The organism is Pseudobdellovibrionaceae bacterium (assembly GCA_019637875.1).
GTDB lineage: Bacteria > Bdellovibrionota > Bdellovibrionia > Bdellovibrionales > Bdellovibrionaceae > JAHBUW01.
This window is the reverse complement of the sequence record JAHBUW010000012.1, coordinates 31,780-56,441: the sequence shown is the minus strand read 5'-3', so window position 1 is coordinate 56,441 and position 24,662 is coordinate 31,780. Positions and strand designations below refer to the sequence as shown.

Genomic DNA, 24,662 nt, shown 5'->3' with positions numbered 1-24,662 from the left:
CACGGCGATGACCTTAAGAGCCGCTTATTTTTTGACCTTAAAACGTGTGGGCGTCGCGCTCTTCGTTTGGTTCATCGTCACGCAGATCTTTGACCAATGGATCTTGCGGGCGACCCATGCCGCGATGATGGGCGATACGGGCGTGCAGGCCCGCGTTTGGTCGCTCGCGGCGCTGTCGTTCGTGAGTTCGCTCCTCACGCCCATCGTGGCCACGCTCATGGTGCTCGCGGGCTGGCACCAGCGGCCCGAGTCGCCGCACTTTCACGTGGGCGACGTCTCGGACGGCGCAAGGCCCTTTCCGCCCCCCGCCACCGACCGTACGACCCTCGGCTTCATCCGCGATCACGGCGGCGACCTCATTCGCGAACAGCTCCGCGCTTTCGGGAGCATCATGATGTGGAGTCTGCTCCTGATCGTTCCCGGGATCGTGCGGCTTTTTGAGCTCGCCTTCCTGCCGTGGGTGGTCTGCTTCGATGCCGAGTACCAAAAGGGCCGGCGCGACGCCCTGAAGGAAAGCCGCCGCGTCTTCTACCGCGTCTGGCCACGCCTCTTGGGACTTTTGATTCTGTTCTGGGTGATCTTTCCGCTCACGCTCACGAGCCTCGACGAGCGCCGCTCGTACTTCGATTCTCCGCTCACGGCCATCGGGCTCACGGGCGTTGACGTCCTGCTTTTCATTTTGCTTCAATGGCTGCTCCTCAAACTCTGGGAGCGCGCGCATGGAACTCAACTTCAAGTGGACGGACATTAAAAACCGCGGACGCGGACTCACGTTCGACGACGTGCTGCTGACCCCCGCGAAGTCCGAAGTCCGCAGCCGCCGCGACCCTTCGCTGCGCACGCAGATCACGAAAAAATACGCGTTCGACATCCCCCTCATCTCGGCCAATATGGATACCGTCACCGAAACCGAGATGGCGCTCGCCATGGACCGCTTGGGCGGCCTGGGCATCCTGCACCGTTTCGCCTCGCCCGCGGCGCAAGTCGGCTTCGTCGAAGCGCTCAAAGACGCGGGCGTCGCGACCATCGCGGCCTCCATCGGCGTGAACGAAGAGGACCGCGAGCGTGCGCGGCTGCTTCTGCAAGCGGGCGTGAAAATCCTGACCATCGACATCGCCCACGGCCACTCGGTCGCCATGCTCGACACGATGAAAGCGCTCAAAGACCAAAACCCCGACGTCGAGATCATCGCCGGGAACGTCGCGACGCCCGAGGCGACCGAAGAGCTCATCGCGTACGGCGCCTCGGCCATCAAAGTGGGGATCGGCCCCGGCTCGATGTGCACGACCCGGATCATCACCGGTTGCGGCGTCCCGCAGCTGACGGCGATCGCGCTCTGCGCGGAGGTCGGTCACCGACACCAAGTCCCCATCATCGCCGACGGAGGCCTGCGCACGAGCGGCGACATCGTGAAAGCCTTCGCCGCGGGCGCAAGCTCGGTCATGCTCGGCAGCATGCTCTCGGGCACGCTCGAAACCCCCGGCGAGATCAAAAACGGAAAGAAACAATATCGTGGCATGGCCTCCAAAGCGGCCCAGGTCAGCTGGCGAGGCGGCGTTCCGGAGGGCATGGCGCCCGAGGGCGAAAGTCATCAGGTCGCGATCAAAGGCCACGTCCGGGACGTCGTGCTGGAGGTGACCGGCGGGATCAGAAGCGGGATGTCATACCTCAACGCGACCGCCCTTTCCGAGATCGCGAAAAATGCCCGCTTCATGGAGATGAGCCCGAGCGGCATGGCCGAATCGCGGGCCCACGGTCTGGGCCGCTAACCGCTTAAAATTCGGGCGGCCATCGACACCGCGCCTCGACCAACGTCCTAACGTGACCTTGTCCAAATTTTTGGACGACGACGTTGACCCCTCCAGGGCCCCGCCGTAACCTGAATTAGCTCTAAGGTTTTGACCCTCGAGCCGTTGTTGTTGGTTTCGAGAGAATTCTTCGGAACTCTTTCTCAAAAGGCTGCCCCTGCAGCCTTTTGTTTTTTCAGCGGCGAAGAAGGAGACTTCACGATGTCCGCACTCGGATCGACCTCGCCCGCCGCCGCACTTCCCTTCGCGAAAGACTTTCCCGCCGTCGGCGTTTTCGACTCGGGCCTCGGCGGACTCACGGTTTTAAAATCGCTCATCGAAGCCTATCCCGAAGAGAACTTCGTTTACCTCGGCGATACCGCGCGCCTTCCCTACGGCAGCAAATCTCCCGAGACGATCCGCGAGTACGCGGTGCAGATCATGGAGTACCTCGGTACCCACGTGAAACTGAAAGCCCTCGTTGTCGCGTGCAATTCGGCGAGCACCCAAGTTCGCGAACGCGACTGGAAAGGCGTGCCGCTTTTCACCGTCATCGAACCCGGCGCGAAGCTCGCGCTCGCGCGCACGAACACCAAACGCATCGGCCTGATGGCCACGCGCGCGACCGTCCTCAGCGACGCTTACGGAAAAAAACTGCGCGAGCTCGATCCCGACGCGCAACTCGTCGCGAACCCCTGCCCGCTGCTGGTCCCGCTCGCCGAAGAAGGTTGGGTCGACGATCCGATCACGAACCTCGTCGTCTACCGCTACGTGCAGCCGCTGCTTCGCGAGAACATCGACACGCTCATCCTCGGCTGCACGCACTACCCGATCCTCGAAGCCTCGATCAAAAAAGCCGCGGGCGCGGGCGTCGAACTGATCCACTCCGGCCCCGCCATCGCGGAGGCGATCCGTCCGTGCGTCGGCAAGGGTTCGGGATCGCGGGGGCAAGTGCACCTGCTCACCACGGATTTCAACCCCGCGGTCCAAGCGCAGGCCGAGCGTTTGCTCCAGCCCCATAAAATCGATTCCCTAACCTGGGTTTGAGGCTGCCAATCCGAAAGCGGCTGTGCTAGTTCATGATCCCATGAGCCTGCAAAAAACCTGGATTTTCGGTGAAACCGCGCGCGCCTGCCCCATTCCCGCTTTCGACTTCGGAACGAAAGGCGCCCGCGTCCTGCTTTTGGGCGGCATTCACGGCGACGAACCCGAAGGCATCGCGGCCGCCCACGGACTGCTGGGATCTTTCCTGGAGAGCTTCACCGCGAACGTCCGCGTGACCCTCGTGCCCGCAGTGAATCTGGATGGTCTTCTCGACAAGGCCCGCACCAACGGGAACGGCGTCGACCTGAACCGCAACATGCCGACGAAGGATTGGACCGACGTCGCGCGCGCGCCCCGCTACTCTCCCGGCAAAGCCGCCGGCAGCGAACCCGAGAACCAGGCGATCATGCGCTATCTTGAAAACGTGAAACCCGATCTCATCATCTCGCTGCACTCGTGGAATCCCGTGCTGAACACGAACGGTGACTGTCGCGGCGAAGCCGAAGTGCTCGCGAAAATCACGGGCTACAAGATCGACGATGACATCGGCTATCCCACACCCGGCTCGCTCGGCACCTACGCGGGCCTTGAGCGCGGCGTCCCCACCCTCACTTACGAAATTCAACGAGACATGGCGCTGAACGAGGTCGTGAAGATTCACGTCCCCGCCGTTCGCGAAGCCCTCAAATGGACCGCGGCGAACCGCGCGTCACGGAGTTAGTTCATGACCCAAGATCCCCGCCAAGCGAAAATCGAAGCCCTCGTCCAAGACCTCGCGCAAGGACATCCCTTCACGCCCGAACGCGAAGACCTCGTCGAAAGCGTCATCTCGGATCTGAACCGCGGTGTGCTCCGTGTCTGCGAAAAGATCGATAACGAGTGGGTCACCAACGCGTGGATCAAGCAGACGATCCTTTTCTACTTCCGCCTGAAACAGATGGACGTGATGAGCGCGGGCGACTTCAACTACTACGATAAAATCCCCGTCAAACATTGGACCGGCGACGAAGGCGTCCGCGTCGTGCCCCCGGCCGTCGCCCGCTACGGCAGCTTCGTCGAGAAGGGCGCGATCCTGATGCCCTCTTACGTGAACGTCGGCGCTTACGTCGGCGCGGGCACCATGGTCGACACCTGGGCGACCGTGGGCTCTTGCGCCCAGATCGGCAAGAACGTCCACCTCTCGGGCGGCGTCGGCATCGGCGGCGTCCTGGAGCCCGTTCAGGCTTCGCCCGTCATCATCGAAGACGACGTCTTCATCGGCTCACGCTGCATCGTCGTGGAGGGCGTCGTCGTCGAACAGGGCGCGGTCCTCGGCGCGGGCGTCACCATCACCGCTTCGACCAAGATCGTCGACGTCACCGGCGACGAAGAGAAATCCTGGAAGGGCCGCGTGCCCGCCCAAGCGGTCGTCATCCCCGGCACGCTCACCAAGGCCTTCCCCGCCGGCACTTACGGCGTGCCCTGCGCGCTCCTGATCGGCTACCGCACGGCCTCGACGGACAAGAAGACCTCGCTGAACAACGCTTTGCGGGACTTTCAGGTGTCGGTCTAATGAGACCGACGGGACCAGGCGCCGGTCTGATGAGATCGGCGCTCCCGAAACTTCTCGTGGGCGCGCTGCTGGTCGCCGTGTCCACGACGGCCCGGGCGCACCTGACTCACGTGCCAGAAAAATTCGATCCCGCGACGGCGAAACTGTTGGTCGTCATTCACGGCTGCCTGCAGGCGGCGGAGTCCATGGCGCTCGGCACGGGTTTCAACCGCGTGGCCGACGCGAACAACTGGGTCGTGCTCTATCCGCAAGTCCCCGCGCAGTCGAACGCGATCAACTGCTGGTCGTGGTGGAGTCCCGCCAATCAAGTCGCGTCCGGCGGCCAACTGAAATTCATCATGGATGAGATCCAAGCGACGGAAAATCGCCTGGGGCTCAAAAGCCCAAAAATCTACGTCACCGGCATCTCCAGCGGCGGCGCCACCGCGGCGGGACTCGCCGCTTGCTTCCCGAAGAAGATCCAGGCGGTCGCCCTTCACTCGGCGCCCGTGTACGCGAGCGCCAAAAGCCTGGGCGAAGCGGACCAAGTCCTTCGCGACGGCCCGACGGGCGTTCCCGCCGGCCCCTGCGCGCCCCAAGACTTCAAAGGCGGCGTCCTCATCCTTCACGGAGAAGAAGACAAGGTCGTGAATCCGAAACACGCGAGCCTCGCCCTGGAGCAGTTCGGCGGCGGGGGCGAACTCCTGATGATCGACGATCTTCCCCACGCGTGGTCGGGATTCAAGCCGACGCTTAAAACCGAGATTCCGTTCTTCAGTCCGAAAGGGCCGAGCGCGACGGACGTGATGACGTTATTTTTTAGAAAACACTGAGGCTTCGGAAAGATCGCCGGGCTCGGGGATGTCTTCCATCACCTCGTCCTCGGGCGGTCGCGACAGACGGCGTTCGGGAACGACGACCGAGCCCACCGCGAAATCCCACGCCGCGCGGTTTTGCGCATTGGTGAAAATCCAGACCGGCCCCAACAGTAAAAGACCGATCGCTTTGGCGAAGGTCTCGCGCAAAAGGATCTTCCCGACGGTGAGATCCATCCCCTGCGGATTCGCGAGACGCAACCCCATGATGATCTTACCGGGCGAAGCCTTTTTGACGACGCTCACGAGCGGCAGCGCGATGAATGCGAGCATGCACGCGATCTGCACCGACGCGCTCGCAAGCGAGGCTTCACTCAGCTTCATCATCCGTAAAACCGCGCCGAGGAAACCACCGACGAAAAGGCAAATGCCCGCGTCCATCGCCATCGCGGCCAGCCGCACGCCGCGCTCGGCGACGGTCGGAAATTCAATCGGGTCCGGTTGAGTCGCCAAAAGAAGCCTCCTACTTTTTCATCCGTAAAAGTTCGGTGGGTTGGAATTTCGCCAGGGGCCGGGTGATCAAAAGGCCGCCGAAGTAGCTGAGCAGATAGCCCAGAATGACAATGACGATCACGAACGGCAGATCCACTTCGGCGGGAACCGTGGAATCGTAGTAGATGTCGGGAAGGACCTTCAGCGGATAAAGTTCCATGTAGGTCGCGATCACGAGACCGATGAACGAGCCGCAGAAAAGTCCAAGCCCCGTCAGCCGCACGCCGAGCCCTTGAAACAAAAAGAAAACTTCCCGCCGCGAAAGCCCGATGGCTTGGAGCAGACCGATCTCGCGCGTTTTCTGCGAAATCAAAAGCCCCAGCACCGTGAGAAGCGAAAAGCCCGCGACGAGCGACGCGATGCTGAGGAAAAGCCCGATCACGAGCTTTTCGAGTTTCAACGACAGAAAAAGCGCGGCGTTGCGGTCCTGCCAGGTCTGAACCTTCACCGGCAAACCTTCGAGCCGGCGGATCAGATCCTCTTTCAGTTCGATCGCGCCCGCCGAGTCCTCGGTCCAAATCTCGTAACCGCGACGAAGCGAAGCCGAGGACTGAAAGCTCGGCAGCGTTTTGTTCTGCAGATAAAAAAGCCCCTCGCCGTCGAAGTCCTGCAGATTCGTGCTGAGAATTTTTTTGACGATCACGCGCTCAAACTTCGGCGTCTCGCCCGCGGGAAGCATAAGCCCCTCCGGCGCGACCACGGTCAGCGAGTCGCCCTCAAAAATCCCCAGCGAATGCGCGAGATCGAGCCCGGCCATGATCTCGCCCGCTTCGAGCGCGCCGCGCTCGCCCAGCACCGTGCCGTCGGGGTTGATCTCGGGCGCGGTGACCGGCCCCTCTTCGCGGCGTTCGTTCTGCTGGGCGCGTTTGATCTCCGACAAAATCCAGTCGAGCGATTCGGGCGTGAGTCCGCGCGCGACCGCGCCGCGAAAGCGTCCCTCGACTGAACGGAGGATCACGTCCTGTACTTCGAACGGAAAGACCCGCCACTCGGGCTTCAGCACCTGGCGCTCTTCGATCTGGGCGATGGCGGTTTTGTATTCGTTATTGTCCGTGATCTCGATCACGAGGTGGGGTTCCACGGCGAGCAGGCGATTTCGGATATTGGTGTTCAGCGCCTTCATGACCGCCATGACGATCACAAGCGAAGCTACGCTCACGGTCAGGGCTGCGAAGCTCAGCCACGAAATCTTGCGGACAATGGACCCCGCCCGTTTGGAAAAAAGAAAACGCCAGAAGAAGTCCCAAAGCATTGAGCGCCAGTTTAAACCCATTTGGAGTGGTTCCAAAATCTTACCGCTACGTGTTACTTTTGCAGTTTCGCCTAGATAATCAGCAGTTTAATTCCGAGGCATCACGGATCGTGATACGGCGTGTCCAAATTTAGAAACCGACGCTCCTTGGAAGGAACTCGCGCATGTTCGCTCGTCTTCGTTACGCTCTGGTTGTTTCGCTGACTCTCCCCTCGCTCGCTTGGGCTCAGTCCCCCGAGTGGCTCTTTCCCGGTGAAAAATTGCCGGCCGACGTGGGCTTCTCGCCGCTGAAGGCCTCGTCCCAGGGCGATGCCCAAGTCCGCCTGGGCGCGCAGGATTGGTTTCTGCTCCAGAAAAATGGTGTCTCGCAAGGTTCGGTCGAAACGCTGAAAAGCCTCGACGTCCGCGGCCCGGTGCTCAACGAAATCAACGCGCAACTCTATTACCGTCTGATGACCGGACGCGTGCTGCAAGAGTCCATGAAACAGATGGGCATGAACCCCGCCCAGGCGCGCCGCCTGGTCGAAGAGGCCGAACTGCGCGGAGTCGATTTCGACAAAGCGAAACTCGAAGAGCTGGGCCGTCTGCCGGAAGGTTTCGAGGACCTGAGCCGCAATTTCGCGCGCCCCATGACCCGTATGGCGACGCTTCCGTATCTCGTGCTGCCGCTGACTCAGGCCATGAAAGCCTCGGACCTGCAGCACTTCCAAGAGTCGGCGCTGAAACAGTGCGCGGCGGGACTTTCGGTCGCACCGCTTGCCGACGTGCAAACGAAGATCAATGGACTGCGCGCCGAACAGGATCGCCTGGCCATGGGTCTGCGCGAAGCGATCGGCCTGCACCAACAGTCGACGGCCGAGCTGGCACGCCTGACCGCGAAGGTGAAAGAGCAATCGACGCTCATCGAAAACACGATGGCGTGCTTCAGCACCATCAAAGACCGCGTGAGCCGCGGCACCGCCATGCCCGAAGCGGCGTGCATGGCGAAAGCCGAAGAGGTTTTCAAAACCAACGGCCTGATGGAGCAGTGGCGTAAATTCACCACGGAGAACATGCAAAATCCCCGCGGCGACTTCAGCGTTCTGCAAGAAGCCGACATCCAACTGAAAACCGACGAAGCGGCGCTCGCCGCCGTCCGCGGTGCGGTGCAAGCGCTGCAAGACCAGCGCGCGAAGCTCGAAACCGAACTCGCAGCGAACCAAGAGAAACTGCGCAAACTCAGCGCGGATCGCGAACTGCAACTCGCGGCCGAAAAACAACTGAACGACGAGCAAGCGACGCTCGCGACCGAACTGCAAGAGCTGCAAACCGTCGCGCACAAACTCGAGACCGGTCTGATGTCGACCGAAAAATCCGAATCGGAAGTGAAAGCGCTGATCGCGCAGACCCCCGCGCGGGGCGCGCGCATCGCCGCGATCAAAATCCGTCAGCCGCAAATCCTGCAGAGCCGCAGCCAAGTTCAATCGAATCTTTCGGCCATCCTGACCCAATCGGAGTTCGTGGGCCGCGCGATCGACACCTTGAAATTGCAAATCCAAGCGGTGAACGAGCAGCTGGGCGACGATCAAAAAGGACTCACCCAGCAGCTGAACGCCCGCACGGCCGCCGCGACCGCCGCGAACGAGCGCTACCAGACGGCTTCACGCCACTCGAACTTTTCCGAGTACGTGCTGTCGCACCTGACCCGCGCCTTGATCGAAGCGTCGAAGCTGCGCGATCAGTCCTTCGAACTGCTGCGCAAGGAAGAAACGCAGCTCGCGGCTTACAAAACCCAGATCGATACGGCCCAGAAAAACAAAGATGCCGCGTGGGATAAGTTAAACGCGGACATCGAGTCGCAAAAACAGGTCATCGCGACTTACCAAAGCCCGAAACACATGGGCTGGTTCCTCGAGACCGATTGCTCGAGCCGCATGAAATTCGATTCGGTAGACACGGGCATCTACCTTGCGCGCTCGAACGTCATCCAAACCGGCGCCACCGCGGATGCGGGCCGCTGGGGGATGTTCCACATGCCCTTCACCGGCTTCCAGAACGCCATCGAAAACGGCGTCCTGCTGGACGTCGCGGCTTACGTCGAAATGAGCGTACGGGCGATTTTTGAAAACTACGACCTCAGCATGAGCCGTCTGCTCGATCCCGCGGCGGTGAGCTGCGCGGAGGCCGGCGCGAATTCCGTCCTCCCGATGATGACGGGTGCGGTCGGCTATTGGGAAACCGGCGCCGACATGAAAGCGCGCGCGCAGGGCGTGTGCCAAGCGGTCGCGGCCGGTCAGAGCTACCGGTCCGCGCTGACGGCGCAGCTGCAGTTCCGCGGTTCGGTGCTGGATCAAACCTTGCCGAAAACGCACCAAGCCCAAGCGCAAGATCTGATCGAGCGCGCGGCGGTCGAAGCGTTGATGAGCGAGATGTCGACTTTGAATAGCGAGCAGAACCTGGACGCGCGCCGCGATCGTTTGGTCAAAGCGCTGATCCGCGTGCTGGCCCACGACTATACGGCGTCGACCGCGAAAGCGCGCGAAGCGAGCTTCCAAACCTCGAAGTACCGGTTCGCCACGCCCGCTCCGTCGGCGGCACAGCTGCAAGGACTGACCTTGAAGGTCGGCGAAGTTCGCGAAGTCCTGTCGTGGGAAGGCGCCGAGCTTTACGCGTCGCCCGTCGACCGCGCGGATCAAAAGATCCAGGGCCTCGTGATGAGCGGTGAGCAAGTGAAGATCCTGGCGATCGACGCGCGCGATCCGCAGGTCGCGATGCGCGCCGGTTGGGTCAAAGTGTCGCGTGTCGATGGCCAAGGCGTTGAAACCGGCACCGCCGCGTACATGCCCGCCTTCGCCCTCAGCGAACAGAGCGTACTGAACGACAATGGTCGCGCGGTTTACGATCTGGGCGACGATTCGAAATGCCCCGTTCGCCGCGTGGTCACCGTCCTCACGAACCATCTGCCTTCGGATGAAGTCGTCACCCGCTTCCTGCCGGAACTCAAAACCGGCCAGTTCCGCGGCGGCATGTGGCAACTCGTGCGCGGCAATCGCCGCACGACCGCGGCGTCCATCAACAAGACTTATGTGGCTTGCGAGCTCTTCCAAAAAGACGGTCAGCGCGCCACACCCGTCGCCGGACAAAAAGCGGTCGACGCGGCCGGCACCGACTACGCGAAGGTTCAGGGCGTGCGCATCGTGGAAGTGAAAGTCGTGAAGTCCCGCGGCGGCGTGACCCGTTACGTGCCCGTGGAAGAGTACGGCGGCTTCGTGCAGACCTGGCTTTCGGGCCGGAGCGCGCAAGAGCCCCGCATCCAACTCGGCGGAAAACTTGACGCGAAAACCTGGAGCCTGGAGCCGTGATCCTGCGCTATCCGCGTATCCTCATGCTGATCTTGATGCTCGTCCTGGCGGCGGGCCTCGCGCTCTGGAGCGCGGGCCGCACGTCCGTCGCCGGTGGCGCGTCCACCGACGGCGTCGCGGCGCTCGAGGACACACTTGAGCAGCTCGAGCAAAGAAATGCCGAGATCGCGGCGCACCTGAACGCGGTGACCCCGGCCACGTCCCCTTCGCCCGAAAAATCGGGTATCCTGGAAGAGCTGCGCGCGGACCTCGCGTGCCGTCTGCCGCGCAACGCGTGCAAACACCGTCGCTCGGACACGGATCTTTTCGATCATCTCGAAAAACTCGAGGCGCTCATCCAGCTGGATGAATTGACCGACGTGAAAGCGGCGGGCGACCTGCTGCTGGCGGTCCTGCGCCTGTCGCCGGGTCACGCGGCCCTGGCCGCGAATCTGCTGGCCGAACTTCCCGATGGTCAGGCGCTCATGCGCGCGATGGAGCTGCCGGGTCTGGATCCCCTCGCGAAAACGCAAATCATCAGCGCCGCGCTCGACCCCGCGGACGAAACCTTGAAGTCCCGTTTGGTCGAACGTGCCCACCTCGAATTCGAACGCATGATCGAAAGCGGTACCGGCGCCGAGGCTTTCGCGGCGACTTCGCTTTTCCGTCAGTTCGCGGATCTCGCCGATGGTGAGCTTGCGCGTTTGGGCCGCAGTCTTTGCCGTTTCGGTCAGGACTCCTCGCAGGCCTTTCTTTTCGAAAACCTCAAACTGAAACTGCGCCGCGAAGCGGGCGCCGCGCCCCGTCTGCGCGGGCTCATGAGCGACTGTAAAGGCTAAAGCACCATGATGAGTTTGGGCTCTACCGCAGACATCGTCGTCGCGGCACTTCTTGCGCTGGGTCAGTTGATCGAACCGATCGACCCATCCGCCATTGACGCCGCCGTGAAGGCGGTTGCCGAGCGCAACGCCTGTCCGCAATACGAGGAACTCAAAGGCCAGTACGCGCAAAAACGCTGCGAACGCCTGAAGGACAACCGCGCGAAGTACAAACAGGTCTGCCAAAGCCTCGAGAATGAAATGAACACGGCGGAAATGCACTGCGCGACCGATGGCGACGTCGCCGCAGTGCTGCGTTTTCAGCCCAAACCGCTCGCGACTTATCTGCAGATGTCCAACGCGGAGCTCGTCCCCGAGCTCAACCACATCTGCTCGGCTTTGCAGGACCGCATTTTCCTGGAGCGTGAACAGTGGATGCGCGGCGAGACCGCGAACCGCGACGATCTGGGCTCGAAGCTCGTCGTGCTTTTACAACCCGAACTGCAGGAGTTCGTCGGCAAGGTCCTGAAAGAGGCCGCCGATGGTGAGCTCGTGACCTCGGACGTCTACAAAGTCGTCACCGCCCTCTGTCACTGGAAAGTCGATCGCAAAGCGGTCGCCGCGCAGGTCGATTTCACCGGCGGGTACAAATACCTGCAGGGACTTCTGGAGGAGCTGCCGAACGTCAACGAGCTTCCGGAAATGCCCCAAGCGAGCTTCGTCTTCGACAAAAACCGTCAGCGCATCGGCGAAATCTTTGACCGTTCGTTCACCGAACGCAACGGCAAACGCTACATCGGTAAAGGCCACCGGCGCCGGCTCGCGGGTCACGAAGAGATCCCCCGCCGGATGTACCAAGCCTTCACCGCGATCGAAGACAAACGTTTCAACGACCACAACGGTTTCGATTTCGAAGCCGTGAAGCGGCTTTATTACGGCGGCGTGCAGGGTTCGAAGCAGGGCGGCTCGACCTTCACCATGCAGCTCGTGAAAAACGCGTTCTTCAACGACGACGTCGAGATCGAGCGCACGCACGGCATGCGCACGCTGCGCCGCAAACTCAAAGAAATTTTGATGATCCCGATGGTCGAGAAGCGCTACTCGAAAGACGAGATCCTTGCCTACTACCTGAACCTGATCGACCTCACGCCCGACGCCCAAGGCGTCAAGATGGCGGCCATCGATCTGTTCGGCAAAGAAGACTTGGCCACGCTCACACTCTCTGAGATCGCGCTGCTGGCCGCTTTGCCGAAGGGGATCAGCAAATACAATCCTCACCGCAACCCCGAAGAGGCGAAGCTTCGTCGCGATACCGTGATCAAGGTCATGGAAGAGCAGGGCTTCATCTCGGCCGCGGAAAAGGCGGCCGCGCAGGCCGAGCCCATGAACGTCATCCCGAAAGCGGGCGCCGATCGTCGGCGCGTTCTGTCGCGCTATTTCACCGGCCACATCACGAACGACTTTTCGCGGTTGAAACGTCAGCACGCGCGCGACCCGCGCTGGCTTCTGGGCGGCTTCGACATCCAGACCGCCTACGACTCGGACCTGCAAGAGATCCTGACCCGGACGCTGCAACAAGGACTCATCAACTATGAAGCGACGACCGCCGGGCACCGGGGCGCGCGTCTGGAGTGGAGCCCCTGGCTGGACGAAACCACCGGGCGAAACGTGAACATCAAAGCGCGCCTGACCCCGAAGGATGAAGACGACGAGATCCCCTCGCTGTCGGAAATTTTCTTCGGCTTGAAGGTCGCTCACCCCTACCCCGAAACGAACTGGCTGATGGCGGTGAAACTTCCGCGCACGAACCAGTGGACGCTCGAGACCGGCGTCGCGGTGCCCGTGCGCGGCGAAGACCGCGCGATCTTCCAGCGCCTGCAGGATTACGACCTCGCGCTCGTCGAAAATCTGGGCGGCGCCGAAGGCGTGCGTTTGGGCCGCGTGCCGAAGGTGCAAGGCGCGGGCGTGGTTCTGGATCTTGAGACCGGTGACGTCCTCGCTTTGACCGGCGGCTTCAGCGCCGGACCTTACGGCAAATTCGCGCAAAATAACCGCGCGACGGTCTCTTTGCGCGAGCCGGGCTCGACGATCAAGCCGATCACCTACCTGTACGCTTTGAACAAGGGCGTGAGTCCCACGCAAGTTTTGTCGAACGATCCGGTCCGCTTCCCGAAAGTGCCGAACTGCCCATACGTGTGGACGCCCAAGAACTACTCGGCGGGACCTGGCTCGATGACCTTGCGGACGGCGCTGCAGGACTCGGTGAACCGTTCGCTCATGAATCTCTTCATCGGGTTGAGCGGATTCCGCTCGACGGGTGGTTTCACCGACTTGGGCGATATCGCCGCGGACGCGCGCGTGCCGCTGAGCCGCACGCTGGACGAGATCTACGACCTGGCCGCGCACTTCGGCGCGTATCCCGAGCGCGGACTTCTGCCGTCTTTGAAACGTCACGAACCCTGCTTCCCGTTTTTGCTGGGCGGTTACGAGACGACGCCACTGCGCATGGCGCAGATGTACGCGGCCATCGGAAACGGCGGGCTTCGTCGTGACGCCGTCTTTTTGAAGGAAGTTCTGAAGAACGGCGACCCGATCCTGATCGACCGCTCGCTGGAACGTTGGAACGAGCTGCACGCTTACCGCGACTCTTTGAAGTACGGCTTCGCGCGGGCACCCGAGGCCTTCAAGGCGATCACCGACGTCGATCCCCGCGCGGTCGCGCAGCTGCGTTACATCATGCAGGGGATTTTGTCGCAAGGGACGGCGACGCGGATTGCGCGTTGGTCACACTTGATCGGCGGTAAGACCGGCACGACGAACTCCAGCCGTGACGCTTGGTTCGCGGGCTTCACGAACAAAATCGCCGTCGTGATCTGGGTGGGTTACGACGACGCCAAGATCTATAAAGACCTGGGCGACAAACGCACCGGCGGAAACGTCGCCTTGCCGATTTTCGAGAACTTCATGGAGGCTTACTACAAGCTTCATCCCGAAGGACTGGAAGATCCGTTGCCGCTGCCGTCGGAGCTTCCGGACATCCGCGCCGAAAAGATCGATCCCGGCTCGGGTCGCGTATACCGCGCGACCAACGGGATCTGCCGCGTGCCCTCGAACGCCATCACCGAATATTTCCCCCGCGCGCTTCGTCGCGATGCCGTGGGAATTCCGCTTCCCGAAACTGATAACCAAAGTTGCGTCCAATGATTTCCCCCCTCGATAAGGAGTTTGTAATGAAACGTTTCGTCCTTGGCTTCGCGCTGCTCTGCTGCGGCACCGTCGCCTTCGCCGCCCCCACCCTGAACTTCAGCGAAAAAAGCGAAAACTTCGGAATGTTCGAAGACACGAAGCCGAACCGCGCTTCCTACGCTTACAGCTACCGCCCCTACCCGGAATGGAAAACCCAAGCGTCGGGCAAAGCCTTCGCGATGGAAGTCGCCCCCGTGCTGCGTGGCATGGCACAAGGCGGCCTGCGGATGCCCGCACCCCAGACCTTGAGCGCTTCGCAGTACCAAAACCAAGCCGCGGAGTTCGCCGAGGTCGTGAACTCACGCAACGAAGGCGGCCGCGCGAAAATCGAAAAGATGTCCAAAGACGCCGCGACCATGCTCGCGCAAAGCGAAGCGACCACCCACGTCGTGGAAGTGAAGCTGAGCGCCTTGATCGATCGCGACTTCAACTCAATGAACCTGACCGCCGAGCGCGTCGCCAACATGGCGGAAGTCGTCGACCTGGATCACTACCACTTCCAGATTCCCGGAAGCTTCGTCGCTTCAGCCTTGGAAGAGGACCACATCGCTTACAAATCGCTCGATCTGTCGCGGAACTATCTGCTGTCCGTGTTCGATCTGCGCGACTACGGCTGCGCGGTCATGAAGGACGGGATTCGCGACTACTTCTCGAAAAACCCCGACAAAGAAAAGCTCCGTAACGAGTCGATCTACGTCATCAGCCGCGTCGACTTCAATTCATCCACCGATATGCAACAAGCCGAAGCCTACTTCGGTCGCCGTCCGGCTGCGGTCATCACGCAAGAGGCGATCTACGCCGATCACCTGGTGCGCGGCGCGAAGACCGTCTTCGCATTCTATCCGGAAGGCGCGAAAACCCGCGTGGTCCTTTTGTCGAACATCGCGATGGGTTCGAAGTTCTTCACCGGCGTGAAGGGCACCTTGATTCGTCAGTACCTGCTTTCGGGAATCGGCGGCGGCGCGACCGGCGCGGCGTTGAAAGCGAAAGATGCGTTGACGGATTTGATCGCGGGCGCGTCGTCGGATGTGGCCGACAAAAACTCGTGCGACCGCGGCCTGGCCCTCGGTCTGATCAAGTACTCGCAAGGTCTGTTCCAAGAGTTCGTGAACTTCACGAACGAGAAATAGTCCCTCATTCTGAGACGGGCCCGCACGCCGGGCCCGCGTCTTCACCTCGACCGAAGGCCGACTTCGTCACCTTTCGCGTCCGTGACCTTAAGAATCCGTAAAAATAGGACCGACTAACCTCTCAACTTACACGCGTATTGACCGAAAGCGTGTTCGTTAGATCTTCACGTTTGGAGAGGTTATGTTTCAGCAGCTGAGTCTCAAAGTCCGCATCCTGGCCATCGTCGCCATGGCCGGAACCCTCTGTTCAATCGTCGCCATTCTCGGTTTTTTGCATTTCAACGCGCAGGAATTGGAAGAAGGCATCATCGCGCGTGAACGCACGATCCATCGCCAGCTGGAAGCCGCCACGGACTACGTCGCGCGCCAGGGAGGTTTGGATTCCGTCGTCCTGCGCATGCGCGAGAAACATTCCTCGCCCGAACACTTCAGCGAGGCGGAACGCATGGAGATCCTGCAGCAGGTCCCGATCTTCGCGACCATGATGATCGGCAGTAAAAACTCTGAAAACGATCATTACCAATTTCGCATCTTCGCGGAAAATCCCCGTCGCAAAGAGAACAAGGCGACCGCACCCGAGATCGAGATCCTGAAAAAATTCGAGAAGGAACCGGAGCTCCGGGAACTCATCGTGAAAGAGGACGGCGTCATCAAGATGTACCGCCCCGTTCGCTTGAGCGAAAGCCAGGGCTGCATGACGTGCCACGGAGCCCCCGAGAAAAGCCCCTGGGGCGACGGACGCGACATCCTGGGCTACCCGATGGAAAACTGGAGCGACGGTAAACTTCACGGCGTGGTCGCGATCTCGCAAAACATCGCGGAAGTCGCGGCGGCGCGCGTGGAAGGCCAGTGGATCGATCCCGCCGGCTGGTTGATCATCGCGATCATCCTGGGCGGAGTGTGCGCCGTCTTGATCGCATCGCTTTCGCTGCGCGGTCCTTTACGCACTTTGACCCAAGTCGTATCGAGCCTCACCGAGGCAAGCCAAGACGTCAATACCGCGTCCGAGCAGATCGCGGGCACCGCGCGTGGACTTTCCGACTCGGCTTCGCGCCAGGCTTCGTCACTGGAAGAGACTTCGGCCTCGATCGAAGAGATGAGCAGCATGGTCGCGAAAAACGCCGAGAACGCGAACTCGACATCTTCGACCTCGGCCGAGTCGCGCCGGAAGGCCGAACACGGCCACGAGGTCATGGCGCAGATGATGACATCCATGACGCAAATCCACGACGCCAACAGCGACATCATGAAACGTATCACCCAATCCAGCACCGAGATGGCCGAGATCGTCGCCGTGATCCAAAATATCGGCGCGAAGACCCAGGTCATCAACGACATCGTTTTTAAAACGCAGCTCTTGTCCTTCAACGCCTCGGTCGAAGCGGCACGCGCCGGCGAACACGGCCAAGGTTTCGCGGTCGTCGCGGAGGAAGTCGGCAAACTCGCGCAGCTCAGCGGCAGCGCCTCGCAAGAGATCGGGGAACTGCTCGAGGTCAGCCTCAGTAAAGTCGAATCCATTGTGAACCGTACGCAAACCGAAGTCGGGGCGTTGATTTCCTCTGGCCAATCGCGCGTGGAGGAAGGGACGACCGTGGCGCAGCAGTGCGCCCGCGTCCTGTCCGAGATCGTGACGAACGTCGGTCAGGTTTCGAATATGGCGGCCGAAATTTCGACGGCTTGTCGTGAGCAGGATCAAGGAGTCCGGGAGCTGACCAAAGCGATGCACCAGCTGGATCAAGTCACGCAGCAAAACGCGGGACGCAGTCATGAATCCGCCGACGCGGCGACGCGACTGTCCGAGCAGTCGGCGTCTTTGAACGTCACGATTCAGAAATTACGCGAAACCATCGAAGGCCAGAAAGCGGCTTGAAGGCCGGGCGTCTTACAGCAGAGCGCCCCAGGTCTTCGCATCAAAACCCACGGTTCCGCCCTTCGCCGTTAAGAGAAAAGGGCGTTTGATCAGTTTGCCGTTCGTGCTGAGGAGTTTTAAGGCTTCGGCCTCGGTCATGCCCGCTTTGATTTTCTCGCTGATCCCGAGCTCGCGGTACTGCACACCTGACGTATTAAAGAGCTTCTTGAAGTCGAAGCCTTGCTCGCGCAAGTGTCCGAGCATGGTTTTCAACTCGGCGACGGTCGGCGGCTGATCCACGATGGGAAGCTTCTCGTACTTCACGCCGCGCGCCTCCGCGAATTTGAGGGCGTTCTTACAAGTGCTGCAATTCGAGTATTCATAAATTTTGATCGGCATCCCCCGTCTTTACCGCGGGCGCGGGGCCGAGGCACGCGGAAAGCTTCTTGCGTGGCGCTCCGCTCCCCGTTAGCCTTGGGGCACGGAGGCGAGATGTTCCCCACGGACGACTGGCGAATCTTTGCTTTGGGCGCGGCGCTGTTCGCGGCCTTGACGGCGATCTTCGGAAAACTCGGCGTGGTCGGCGTGAACTCGAATCTTGCGACTTGGATCCGCTGTCTGATCATCTTGGGTGTTCTGGCCTTGATCTTGAGTTACCGCGGCGAATGGACGGGCCTGACGTCGCTGAGCTCCAAGACGTGGTGGTTTTTATTGCTGTCGGGACTCGCAACCGGGGCCTCGTGGCTATGCTATTACCGCGCGCTGCAATTGGGTCCCGTCAGCAAAGTCGCGCCCGTGGATAAGCTGAGCGTTGCGTTCGCCATCCTTCTCGCCGTGATTTTTCTGGGTGAACGCCCGGATCTGAAGACCTGGCTGGGTGGCGCGCTGATTCTCGCGGGCTCGTTGGTGCTTGTTCTATGAGCTCGGCCAAAGGACAAAACTTCGGCCGACGTCTGGGATTCGCGGGCCGCGGGGTCCTCGCGGCGTTTCGGCGCGAAGCGAGCCTGAAGGTACACGCGGCGGCGGTCGTTTTTCTGATCGTGTTTTGCGTTTGGGACCAAACACCCGCCCCCTGGATCGCGGTGTTCACGCTAGCCGCCGCGCTCGTGATCTCTTTGGAGCTTTTGAACTCGGCCGTCGAGGCGATGATCGATCGCCTGCATCCCGAACATCATCCCGAGATCGGTTTCGCGAAAGACGCGCTCGCGGGCGCGGTGCTGATCGCAAGCCTGGCCTCGTTGATCGTGTTTGCGGCCTACTCCTGGATCCGCTTCGCGGGCCCCATTTAACTCGCGCGTTTAAGCGCGCGCCAAAGTCGTGATCAACTCCGGAAGCCAGTGCCGCAGCTCGGGCGCACGCACCCCCACGCTTTCGAGCTTCGCTAAGCTCATCGTCCACGTTTCCGGCACACCATAGGGAGAGTGGTTCTCATCCGTGGGCGCGTCCGCAAAAACGACCGGCCGCCCGACAGCCTCGCCGATCCATCCGAGAAGCTCTTCCAGCGCGATGTCGCCGGGGCAAGCCGTATTCACGGGACCGACGAGCGCGCTATCCGCAAGTTGCGCCAGCACCTCACCGGCGAAGTCCGAGCGGATGAAACCCAAACGCGCCTGCGGATTCGGTAGGAAGATCGGTTTGCCTTCACGCACACGCTCCACATGCCAGCGCAAACGCTGAGTGTAGTCGTCGACACCGATCACGAGCGGCATCCGCGCCAGAACGGGCCGAAGCGCCGCGCACTTCATGTATTCGATTTCGGTTTGACGTTTCGCTTCGGCGTAATCGTCCTGCGCGCTGACCGCGGTGGCGTAGGTGGCCCGAAGCGGGTCGAAGGCCTCTTCGGCGAGCCCCGCCCCCATTCCGTAAACCGATTGCGAAGAGGTGAAGATCAGGCGCTCCGTTCGACCGCGTAGGATTTCGCCCAAGGCGCGCGCCTCGGCCGCGGTGAACGCGATCTGATCAAAGACGAGATCCCAATCGCGCGTGCCGAGCGCCGCGCGAAGCTCATCGGGTTGCGTGCGATCGGCGGTGATCCGACGAACGCGATCCCCTAGGCCATCGTCCACGCGACCGCGGCTTAGTAAAGTGACCTCATCGCCGCGCGCGACGAGTTTTTGTGCGAGATGACGTCCGAAAAAACGGGTTCCACCGAGGATCAGGATTTGGCGCATGCTTCAGATTTAGCACGGAACTAGTGACGGCGGTAACGTTCCAAAATTTCCATGAACTTGTCGCGTTGAAGCGGTTTGGTCGCAAAGTCCGTAAAACCTTTCGCCTCGGCGCGTTCTTGCTCTTCTTTCATGGCGTGCGCGGTGAGCGCGATGACGGGCGTGTCGAACCCCCGGTGTTGAAGCTCGGCCAGGGCCTGGTAACCGTCCATCCGCGGCATCTGGATATCCATCAAAACCAGATCCGGCTTGCCGTCGAGCGCCTTCTGCACCCCTTCCGCGCCGTCGGACGCGAACTCGGCTTCGGCACCGGATTTCGTTAACAGAACGCCGAGGAGGGCCTGGTTATCCGGAGAGTCGTCGACGACGAGAACCCGCAGGCCTTGCAGCGGCGGAGTCTTGATCGGCAAGGACGTGACCGCCCGCGAAGAGAAATGAACTTCGCCCGCACCGGACCAAGAGGTCTTCTCCGGAACCCGCACGGCGACCGACACGGCGAACGTGCTTCCGACGTTGAGCTGGCTGCGCTTCAACTCGAAATCCCCACCCATCGACCGTGCCAGACGTTTTGTCAAAACCAACCCCAACCCCGTTCCGCCGAATTTTCGGGTCGTCGACGCGTCCGCCTGCATGAAAGGTTGAAAAAGCACCGCGGCCTGTTCGGTCGAAATCCCGCGCCCGGTGTCTTCGATTTCGAAGCTCAGCTTCTCGTCTTTCACCTCGAGCCGGAGCGTGACCTGCCCGTGCGTGGTGAACTTGATGGCGTTCCCGACGACGTTCGTCAGGATCTGCCGCAAACGCATGGGATCGGTCTCGATCCAGTTCGGAATCGCGGTCGTGGCCTCGACCCGGAACGCGATCCCTTTCTCGCGCGCGCGAAACCCCATGAGCGACGCGAAGTCCGCCAAGAGACCCGGAAGCGAAACCCGGACGCTCTCAAAATCCAGCCGACCCGACTCGACTTTCGCGAGATCCAGAATATCGTCGATGATGCTCAGGAGCTGCCCTGAATTCCTTTCGATGATGTCGAGATAACGTTGAAGTTCGGCGCGCGTGGAGTTCGGATCCTTCAGGACATCCACGAACCCCAGAATCGCCGCAAGCGGCGTGCGCATTTCGTGACTCATGTTCGCGAGGAAATTTGTCTTCGCCTCGTTCGCGGCCTCGGCCTTCATTTTCGCGTAGCGAAGTTCGTCGGAGGCGGCTTTCTGCTCTGAAACATCTTGCACGAGAGAAACGATCCCGCGGACTTCGCCGGTCGCGGGGTCCACATCCGGCGCGTAAGAGACGCGGATTTGCCGGACCCCCTGGGGATAATGCGCTTCCTCGTCGAACTGCAGGATCTCTCCGGCGAGGGCCCGCTCGAACCGCCCCTTCACCCGCGCGTAGACCTCGGCACCCACGATATCCAGCACCGGACGACCGATGTAGTGCTCCACCGGATGTCCGAACCACTCTTCGTATCCCTTATTCACGAAACGGTAATTGAAATCGCGATCCAGATAGGCGATCAACGCGGGCACCGCATCGGCGGTGAGCTTCAGGATCTGCTCGCTTTCTTCGGCACGACGGCGAGCGCGCACATTTTCGGTCACGTCGACGGCGTGGTCGAAAATACCGTAGGGCTTCCCTTCGGCGTCGAGGATGCGCGCGTAGGTGAAATCGTAATAACGCTCCTCCATGGGACCGCCGGGCGACGTGGGAATCAGGCAACGCATTTCTTTGGCGATGTAGGGCTTCCCGGTCCGCAAGACCTCACGCAGGATCTCGCCGAAGGGCTGATCCATGAGTTCGGGAAGCGCGATCTCCCACGGCAAACCTTCCAGCTGGTGTTGCGGAAAGATCTTTTGGTATTCAGGATTCACTTTTTCGAAGATCAGTTTTTCGCCGCGCCAGAGCGCTAACGCCGCCGGTGTCTGGTCGAACAGCGCGGCCAGTTTGTGCTTTTCGATTCGTAGTTTTCTTTCGGAGTCGACGCGCGCGCGCTCGAAAAAAGCGGACGTCGCCCGTGTCGCGGCCTCATCCAAGAGGTGCAAGAAGCGATGAAGTTCGCGAGGATCCCGAACGGGCCCCTCCAGAAATTCATCCAAAACGATTTCACGCCACAATGAAAAATCTTGCGTCAGTCGGTGAACGTCCTTGCGACCGAGCTTACGAAAACCTTCGTGGTAGCGGTTCACCGCCAGGATCGCCTCGCTGGAAAGACGGTCTTCGTTTCGCGCCATGCCGCGCGCAATCTCGAGGATCAACGTATCGAGCTCCGAAGTGAGGGAAACGTGGGCATCGATGCGCGCGTGATTTGTTTGGGGACTTTTCTTACGCCAGAGCGCGCTCAGCCTAGAAAATTGGCTTTCAAGATGGGGCCCTAAAGATGCGGTCATGGATCGGGAGTCCTCGATCATCTTCATCATCCTGGGCCAAATGCAAAGTCCAGGTCCGGGTCCGGCGACCGATTCTGGGACAGATCCCAAGAAAATGGGGCGTAAATCCTCCGCCCCCATCCCGGAATGAGGCGATCGCGTGCGGCGTGTGACTGGAATGACCACCACCCCCCGCGTACGCTAAAGACTCGATCGGAGGCTTCCATGCGTTGCGCCCTTTACACGATTCTGACTCTTCTGACGGCGGGACCGATGGTCCACGCCGCCACCCCCACTTGCGGCCCCAAAACGATGAGCGCGCTTCTCGCTCCGGCCACTCGGGGTGAGGCCCAGATCCGCATTCGCTGCGCGCCCACACTGAAATCCACGGACGTCATCACCAAACGCGTGCTCATCGAAGGCGCGGCCGCGAGCGGACTGACCTTCGACTGTCGGGGCGCGCGCCTGATCGCCGAAAATGGCCAAGCGCTGTTCATCCGCAGCGTGAAGGGAATGGATGCGCGAGGTAAAGCCACCTGGTCACGACCCAGCGACGTGACAATCCGAAACTGCCGTATCACCGGCAGCGTGCGGATCTACGGCATGGACCGCAACGGCGAGGGCGAAAACCTGCGCGCTTCGTCCCGCGAAGACGAGCGCCATACGGAACGCGCGCGCGCCGCCGCGCCGACTCGCGTGCTCATCGAAAAAACGACGATCACCGGAAACGCGGGCATTCCGCTCTATGTCTCGCCGGGCACGACCTACTTCACTTTACGCCACTCGGTGCTGAACGGCCGTTCTTCGAGCGTCGCCATCTATTTGGACACCGAGTCCGCCCACAACCGCATCGAGAACAACCAACTGCATGTGAAGACCTCACGCGAGGTCATCGCCGTCGATGCCTCCAGCCACAATCTGATCCGCGGGAACTATCTGTCGGGGCTCAGCGAAGGCGGAATTTTTCTTTACCGTAACTGCGGCGAGGGCGGCACGATTCGTCACGCGACGGCGTCTTTCAACCGCATCGAAAACAACTTCTTTTACTACAACCGTTACCAAGGGCGCGATCCGTCGATTTGGATCGCCTCGCGTAACGGCGGCCGCTCGTACTGCGAAATGGACGCCGGCTTCCCGTGGGGCAGCAGCGTCGACAACCGCGATTTCGCCCGCGACAACGTCGTCACCGGGAACGTGATTTACAAGCTACCGGTCGAGCACATGATCCGCGTGGACGAAGATGGCAATACGGTGCGGGGCAACTCCACCCGCGCGGCGAAGTAAGGCGTCGCGCCTCTCTTTCCAAACGGCGACCTGTTGACCGAAGATGTCTTCAACGTGAAACTCGTGAATATGAGTCAATCTGTCGCCGCCAAAAAGATCGAAGAGGACGTCGCCGATCGAGAACCGGTCTGGGATGCGATGCAAATGCTCTTTATGGATACCGAGATCAATTTCGAAAGAATGGCGAAAGCCTGCGCCGACTCAAAATACACGATCGATGAATTACGCGAGATCCTTTTCTTTGAAGTCTTTCCCGCTTTGAGGTTCAACTTGTTTGCACTTCCTGGCGGCGAGTGGTCGGGCTTCCAAATGCCTTGGTTGAAGCAACGTATATTGACGAAAAATACGCGTGGCCGTTCGCTTCAACCCTTCTTCTTCCGCAAATACACACGAGAGTGCTGGGAAACGCTCAAACCACAGATCGAGCGTTTTCGCTAGAGATCGAGCTACGGCGAAGGCTCAAGCGGAGTGTCAGTTGACGAGCAAGCAGGGTTTCTTGCGAGGATTTCTCTTTTACGGAAGTCTTGGCCTTACTGCATTTATCAAGAAGGGATTTTAAAACTTTCAGAGCTTCTTGTAGCTCTGTTTTATTGTATTTCTCAGTCATTTGAAGAATCCCAACCGCTTTCCAAATTTTTAAAAGTCGGTGGTTCGAAAAGACTGACGAATGGTGGACGTGGAGCACAGCTAAGTACACCGCCACTAAAGTTCAATATACCCCATGATATTATTAAGTTTTTTCCAAAATCACAAGAGCGGATTTTCGAGGTTTCCGCGCCTCTTTACGAGGCCGGATATACTCTACGCGAAATAGAGAGCAAGACAGGCTTTGCGAAAAGTTCCATTCGACAAGCCCTTACCGCTAGTGGACTAACCTTGAGAGTTGGCAACCGAAAGCCAACTAAGAAGGCGAAGCGGACCATTCAAGCAAGCTCTCCTGTCCAACGCTATGGCTACGCAAGGCTAGAGGGTCAGCTTGTGAAAGACCCCAAAGAATATAGAAATGTCCTTCAAATTCTCAGGCTGTGGCAGTCAGGTAAGAGCCTCACGGCTATCGCAAATCACCTGAATGACCGCAAAGTTCCACCCCGTCGAGGGCTGCGTTGGCACCATGAAACAGTTCACCAAATCATTAAACACGAAACTCAAAACAAGGAGAAATAGTCATGATCCAGATTCCAAACAAACTTATTCAAATCGCCGTGGCCGCTGCTCTTGCTGCCGCAGCTACCGGACAGCTCCCGAAGTTCATCCAGCAAGTGCGCGTGGCCCAATATCAGCTTCTCAAGGACTCGCAAGCGTCCAAGTGGGGCCGACCTATGCTTCTACCAGTAAAGAAGTAGCAGTGGGCAAGAGAACGAGGATTTGCCGGATTCGTTCGGCATCTCCTGATTTCTTTAGCGTTGCTGGCGGTCGTTCCAACAAATTCCCTGATTCGTCCCTCCGCGTCCCTCGCGCCATACGCTAACGCTCCTGGCACTCACTCTCGCTTCCCGCTTCGCTAGT

General features: G+C 60.3%; 22 protein-coding genes. 17 read left to right on the top strand and 5 right to left on the bottom strand.

The genetic code is table 11. The annotated features are described in order from the left end of the window. Positions 1-7: 7 nt before the first annotated feature. The 6 genes from KF767_14705 (at position 8) to KF767_14680 (ending at position 5,195) form a co-directional block, all read left to right on the top strand. Positions 8-751: a hypothetical protein gene (locus KF767_14705; protein ID MBX3019134.1), complete on the top strand. Its 744-nt coding sequence runs from the start codon at positions 8-10 to the stop codon at positions 749-751. After that, positions 720-1,769 carry a guanosine monophosphate reductase gene (locus KF767_14700; GenBank protein MBX3019133.1) on the top strand — a complete coding sequence of 350 codons (1,050 nt, stop codon included), beginning with the start codon at positions 720-722 and terminating at the stop codon, positions 1,767-1,769. Before KF767_14705 ends, KF767_14700 begins: the two co-directional genes overlap by 32 nt. A 240-nt stretch (positions 1,770-2,009) precedes the next feature. Further along, a complete protein-coding gene (murI, locus tag KF767_14695; GenBank protein ID MBX3019132.1) occupies positions 2,010-2,834 on the top strand; it encodes a glutamate racemase in 825 nt (274 codons plus the stop codon). A 40-nt stretch (positions 2,835-2,874) separates the two neighbouring features. Then, entirely contained in the window at positions 2,875-3,552 is a 678-nt protein-coding gene (locus KF767_14690) for a DUF2817 domain-containing protein (protein ID MBX3019131.1), read from the top strand. A gap of 3 nt (positions 3,553-3,555) precedes the next feature. Further along, positions 3,556-4,383, top strand: coding sequence for a 2,3,4,5-tetrahydropyridine-2,6-dicarboxylate N-succinyltransferase (locus KF767_14685; protein ID MBX3019130.1), 828 nt, complete (start codon positions 3,556-3,558; stop codon positions 4,381-4,383). 29 nt (positions 4,384-4,412) lie between these two features. Next, positions 4,413-5,195 carry a hypothetical protein gene (locus KF767_14680; protein MBX3019129.1) on the top strand — a complete coding sequence of 261 codons (783 nt, stop codon included), beginning with the start codon at positions 4,413-4,415 and terminating at the stop codon, positions 5,193-5,195. Here KF767_14680 and KF767_14675 read toward each other — a convergent pair. Together KF767_14675 and KF767_14670 are read right to left on the bottom strand one after the other, a co-directional pair. Next, the gene (locus KF767_14675) at positions 5,175-5,690 is read right to left on the bottom strand and encodes an RDD family protein (protein MBX3019128.1); all 516 of its coding nucleotides are present in this window, start codon (positions 5,688-5,690) and stop codon (positions 5,175-5,177) included. The genes KF767_14680 and KF767_14675 overlap by 21 nt on opposite strands. Positions 5,691-5,700: 10 nt before the next feature. Further along, a complete protein-coding gene (locus KF767_14670; protein ID MBX3019127.1) occupies positions 5,701-6,981 on the bottom strand; it encodes an ABC transporter permease in 1,281 nt (426 codons plus the stop codon). 164 nt (positions 6,982-7,145) lie between these two features. On the opposite strand from KF767_14670, the gene KF767_14665 reads away from it, so the two are divergent. The 5 genes from KF767_14665 to KF767_14645 all read left to right on the top strand — a co-directional run bounded on the left by KF767_14665 (position 7,146) and on the right by KF767_14645 (position 17,365). After that, positions 7,146-10,322, top strand: a complete 3,177-nt coding sequence (locus KF767_14665; protein ID MBX3019126.1) for a hypothetical protein — start codon at positions 7,146-7,148, stop codon at positions 10,320-10,322. Further along, positions 10,319-11,140: a hypothetical protein gene (locus KF767_14660; GenBank protein ID MBX3019125.1), complete on the top strand. Its 822-nt coding sequence runs from the start codon at positions 10,319-10,321 to the stop codon at positions 11,138-11,140. The genes KF767_14665 and KF767_14660 overlap by 4 nt, the downstream gene beginning before the upstream one ends. 6 nt (positions 11,141-11,146) lie before the next feature. Then, positions 11,147-14,323 (top strand): transglycosylase domain-containing protein, encoded by a 3,177-nt coding sequence (locus KF767_14655; protein MBX3019124.1) that lies wholly within the window; start codon positions 11,147-11,149, stop codon positions 14,321-14,323. Between the two features lie 26 nt (positions 14,324-14,349). Then, positions 14,350-15,495, top strand: coding sequence for a hypothetical protein (locus tag KF767_14650; GenBank protein ID MBX3019123.1), 1,146 nt, complete (start codon positions 14,350-14,352; stop codon positions 15,493-15,495). Between the two features lie 181 nt (positions 15,496-15,676). Beyond that, entirely contained in the window at positions 15,677-17,365 is a 1,689-nt protein-coding gene (locus KF767_14645) for a DUF3365 domain-containing protein (GenBank protein MBX3019122.1), read from the top strand. 12 nt (positions 17,366-17,377) lie between these two features. Here KF767_14645 and KF767_14640 read toward each other — a convergent pair whose 3' ends face one another. Continuing rightward, complete coding sequence (locus tag KF767_14640; GenBank protein MBX3019121.1) at positions 17,378-17,743, bottom strand: Spx/MgsR family RNA polymerase-binding regulatory protein; 366 nt, start codon at positions 17,741-17,743, stop codon at positions 17,378-17,380. A 93-nt stretch (positions 17,744-17,836) separates the two neighbouring features. Between KF767_14640 and KF767_14635 the strand changes: the two genes are divergently transcribed. Both KF767_14635 and KF767_14630 read left to right on the top strand, forming a co-directional pair. Further along, entirely contained in the window at positions 17,837-18,265 is a 429-nt protein-coding gene (locus tag KF767_14635) for an EamA family transporter (GenBank protein ID MBX3019120.1), read from the top strand. Next, positions 18,262-18,633: a diacylglycerol kinase gene (locus KF767_14630; protein ID MBX3019119.1), complete on the top strand. Its 372-nt coding sequence runs from the start codon at positions 18,262-18,264 to the stop codon at positions 18,631-18,633. The genes KF767_14635 and KF767_14630 overlap by 4 nt, the downstream gene beginning before the upstream one ends. Before the next feature lie 9 nt (positions 18,634-18,642). Here KF767_14630 and KF767_14625 read toward each other — a convergent pair whose 3' ends face one another. Both KF767_14625 and KF767_14620 read right to left on the bottom strand, forming a co-directional pair. Next, positions 18,643-19,515, bottom strand: coding sequence for an NAD-dependent epimerase/dehydratase family protein (locus KF767_14625; GenBank protein ID MBX3019118.1), 873 nt, complete (start codon positions 19,513-19,515; stop codon positions 18,643-18,645). A 20-nt stretch (positions 19,516-19,535) separates the two neighbouring features. Beyond that, a complete protein-coding gene (locus KF767_14620; protein ID MBX3019117.1) occupies positions 19,536-21,893 on the bottom strand; it encodes a PAS domain-containing protein in 2,358 nt (785 codons plus the stop codon). A 204-nt stretch (positions 21,894-22,097) separates the two neighbouring features. On the opposite strand from KF767_14620, the gene KF767_14615 reads away from it, so the two are divergent. The 4 genes from KF767_14615 to KF767_14600 all read left to right on the top strand — a co-directional run bounded on the left by KF767_14615 (position 22,098) and on the right by KF767_14600 (position 24,499). Next, positions 22,098-23,156, top strand: coding sequence for a right-handed parallel beta-helix repeat-containing protein (locus KF767_14615; protein MBX3019116.1), 1,059 nt, complete (start codon positions 22,098-22,100; stop codon positions 23,154-23,156). A gap of 69 nt (positions 23,157-23,225) precedes the next feature. Then, entirely contained in the window at positions 23,226-23,594 is a 369-nt protein-coding gene (locus tag KF767_14610) for a hypothetical protein (GenBank protein MBX3019115.1), read from the top strand. A 30-nt stretch (positions 23,595-23,624) separates the two neighbouring features. After that, positions 23,625-24,320 carry a recombinase family protein gene (locus KF767_14605; protein ID MBX3019114.1) on the top strand — a complete coding sequence of 232 codons (696 nt, stop codon included), beginning with the start codon at positions 23,625-23,627 and terminating at the stop codon, positions 24,318-24,320. A gap of 2 nt (positions 24,321-24,322) precedes the next feature. After that, complete coding sequence (locus tag KF767_14600) at positions 24,323-24,499, top strand: hypothetical protein (protein ID MBX3019113.1); 177 nt, start codon at positions 24,323-24,325, stop codon at positions 24,497-24,499. Positions 24,500-24,662 lie beyond the last annotated feature (163 nt).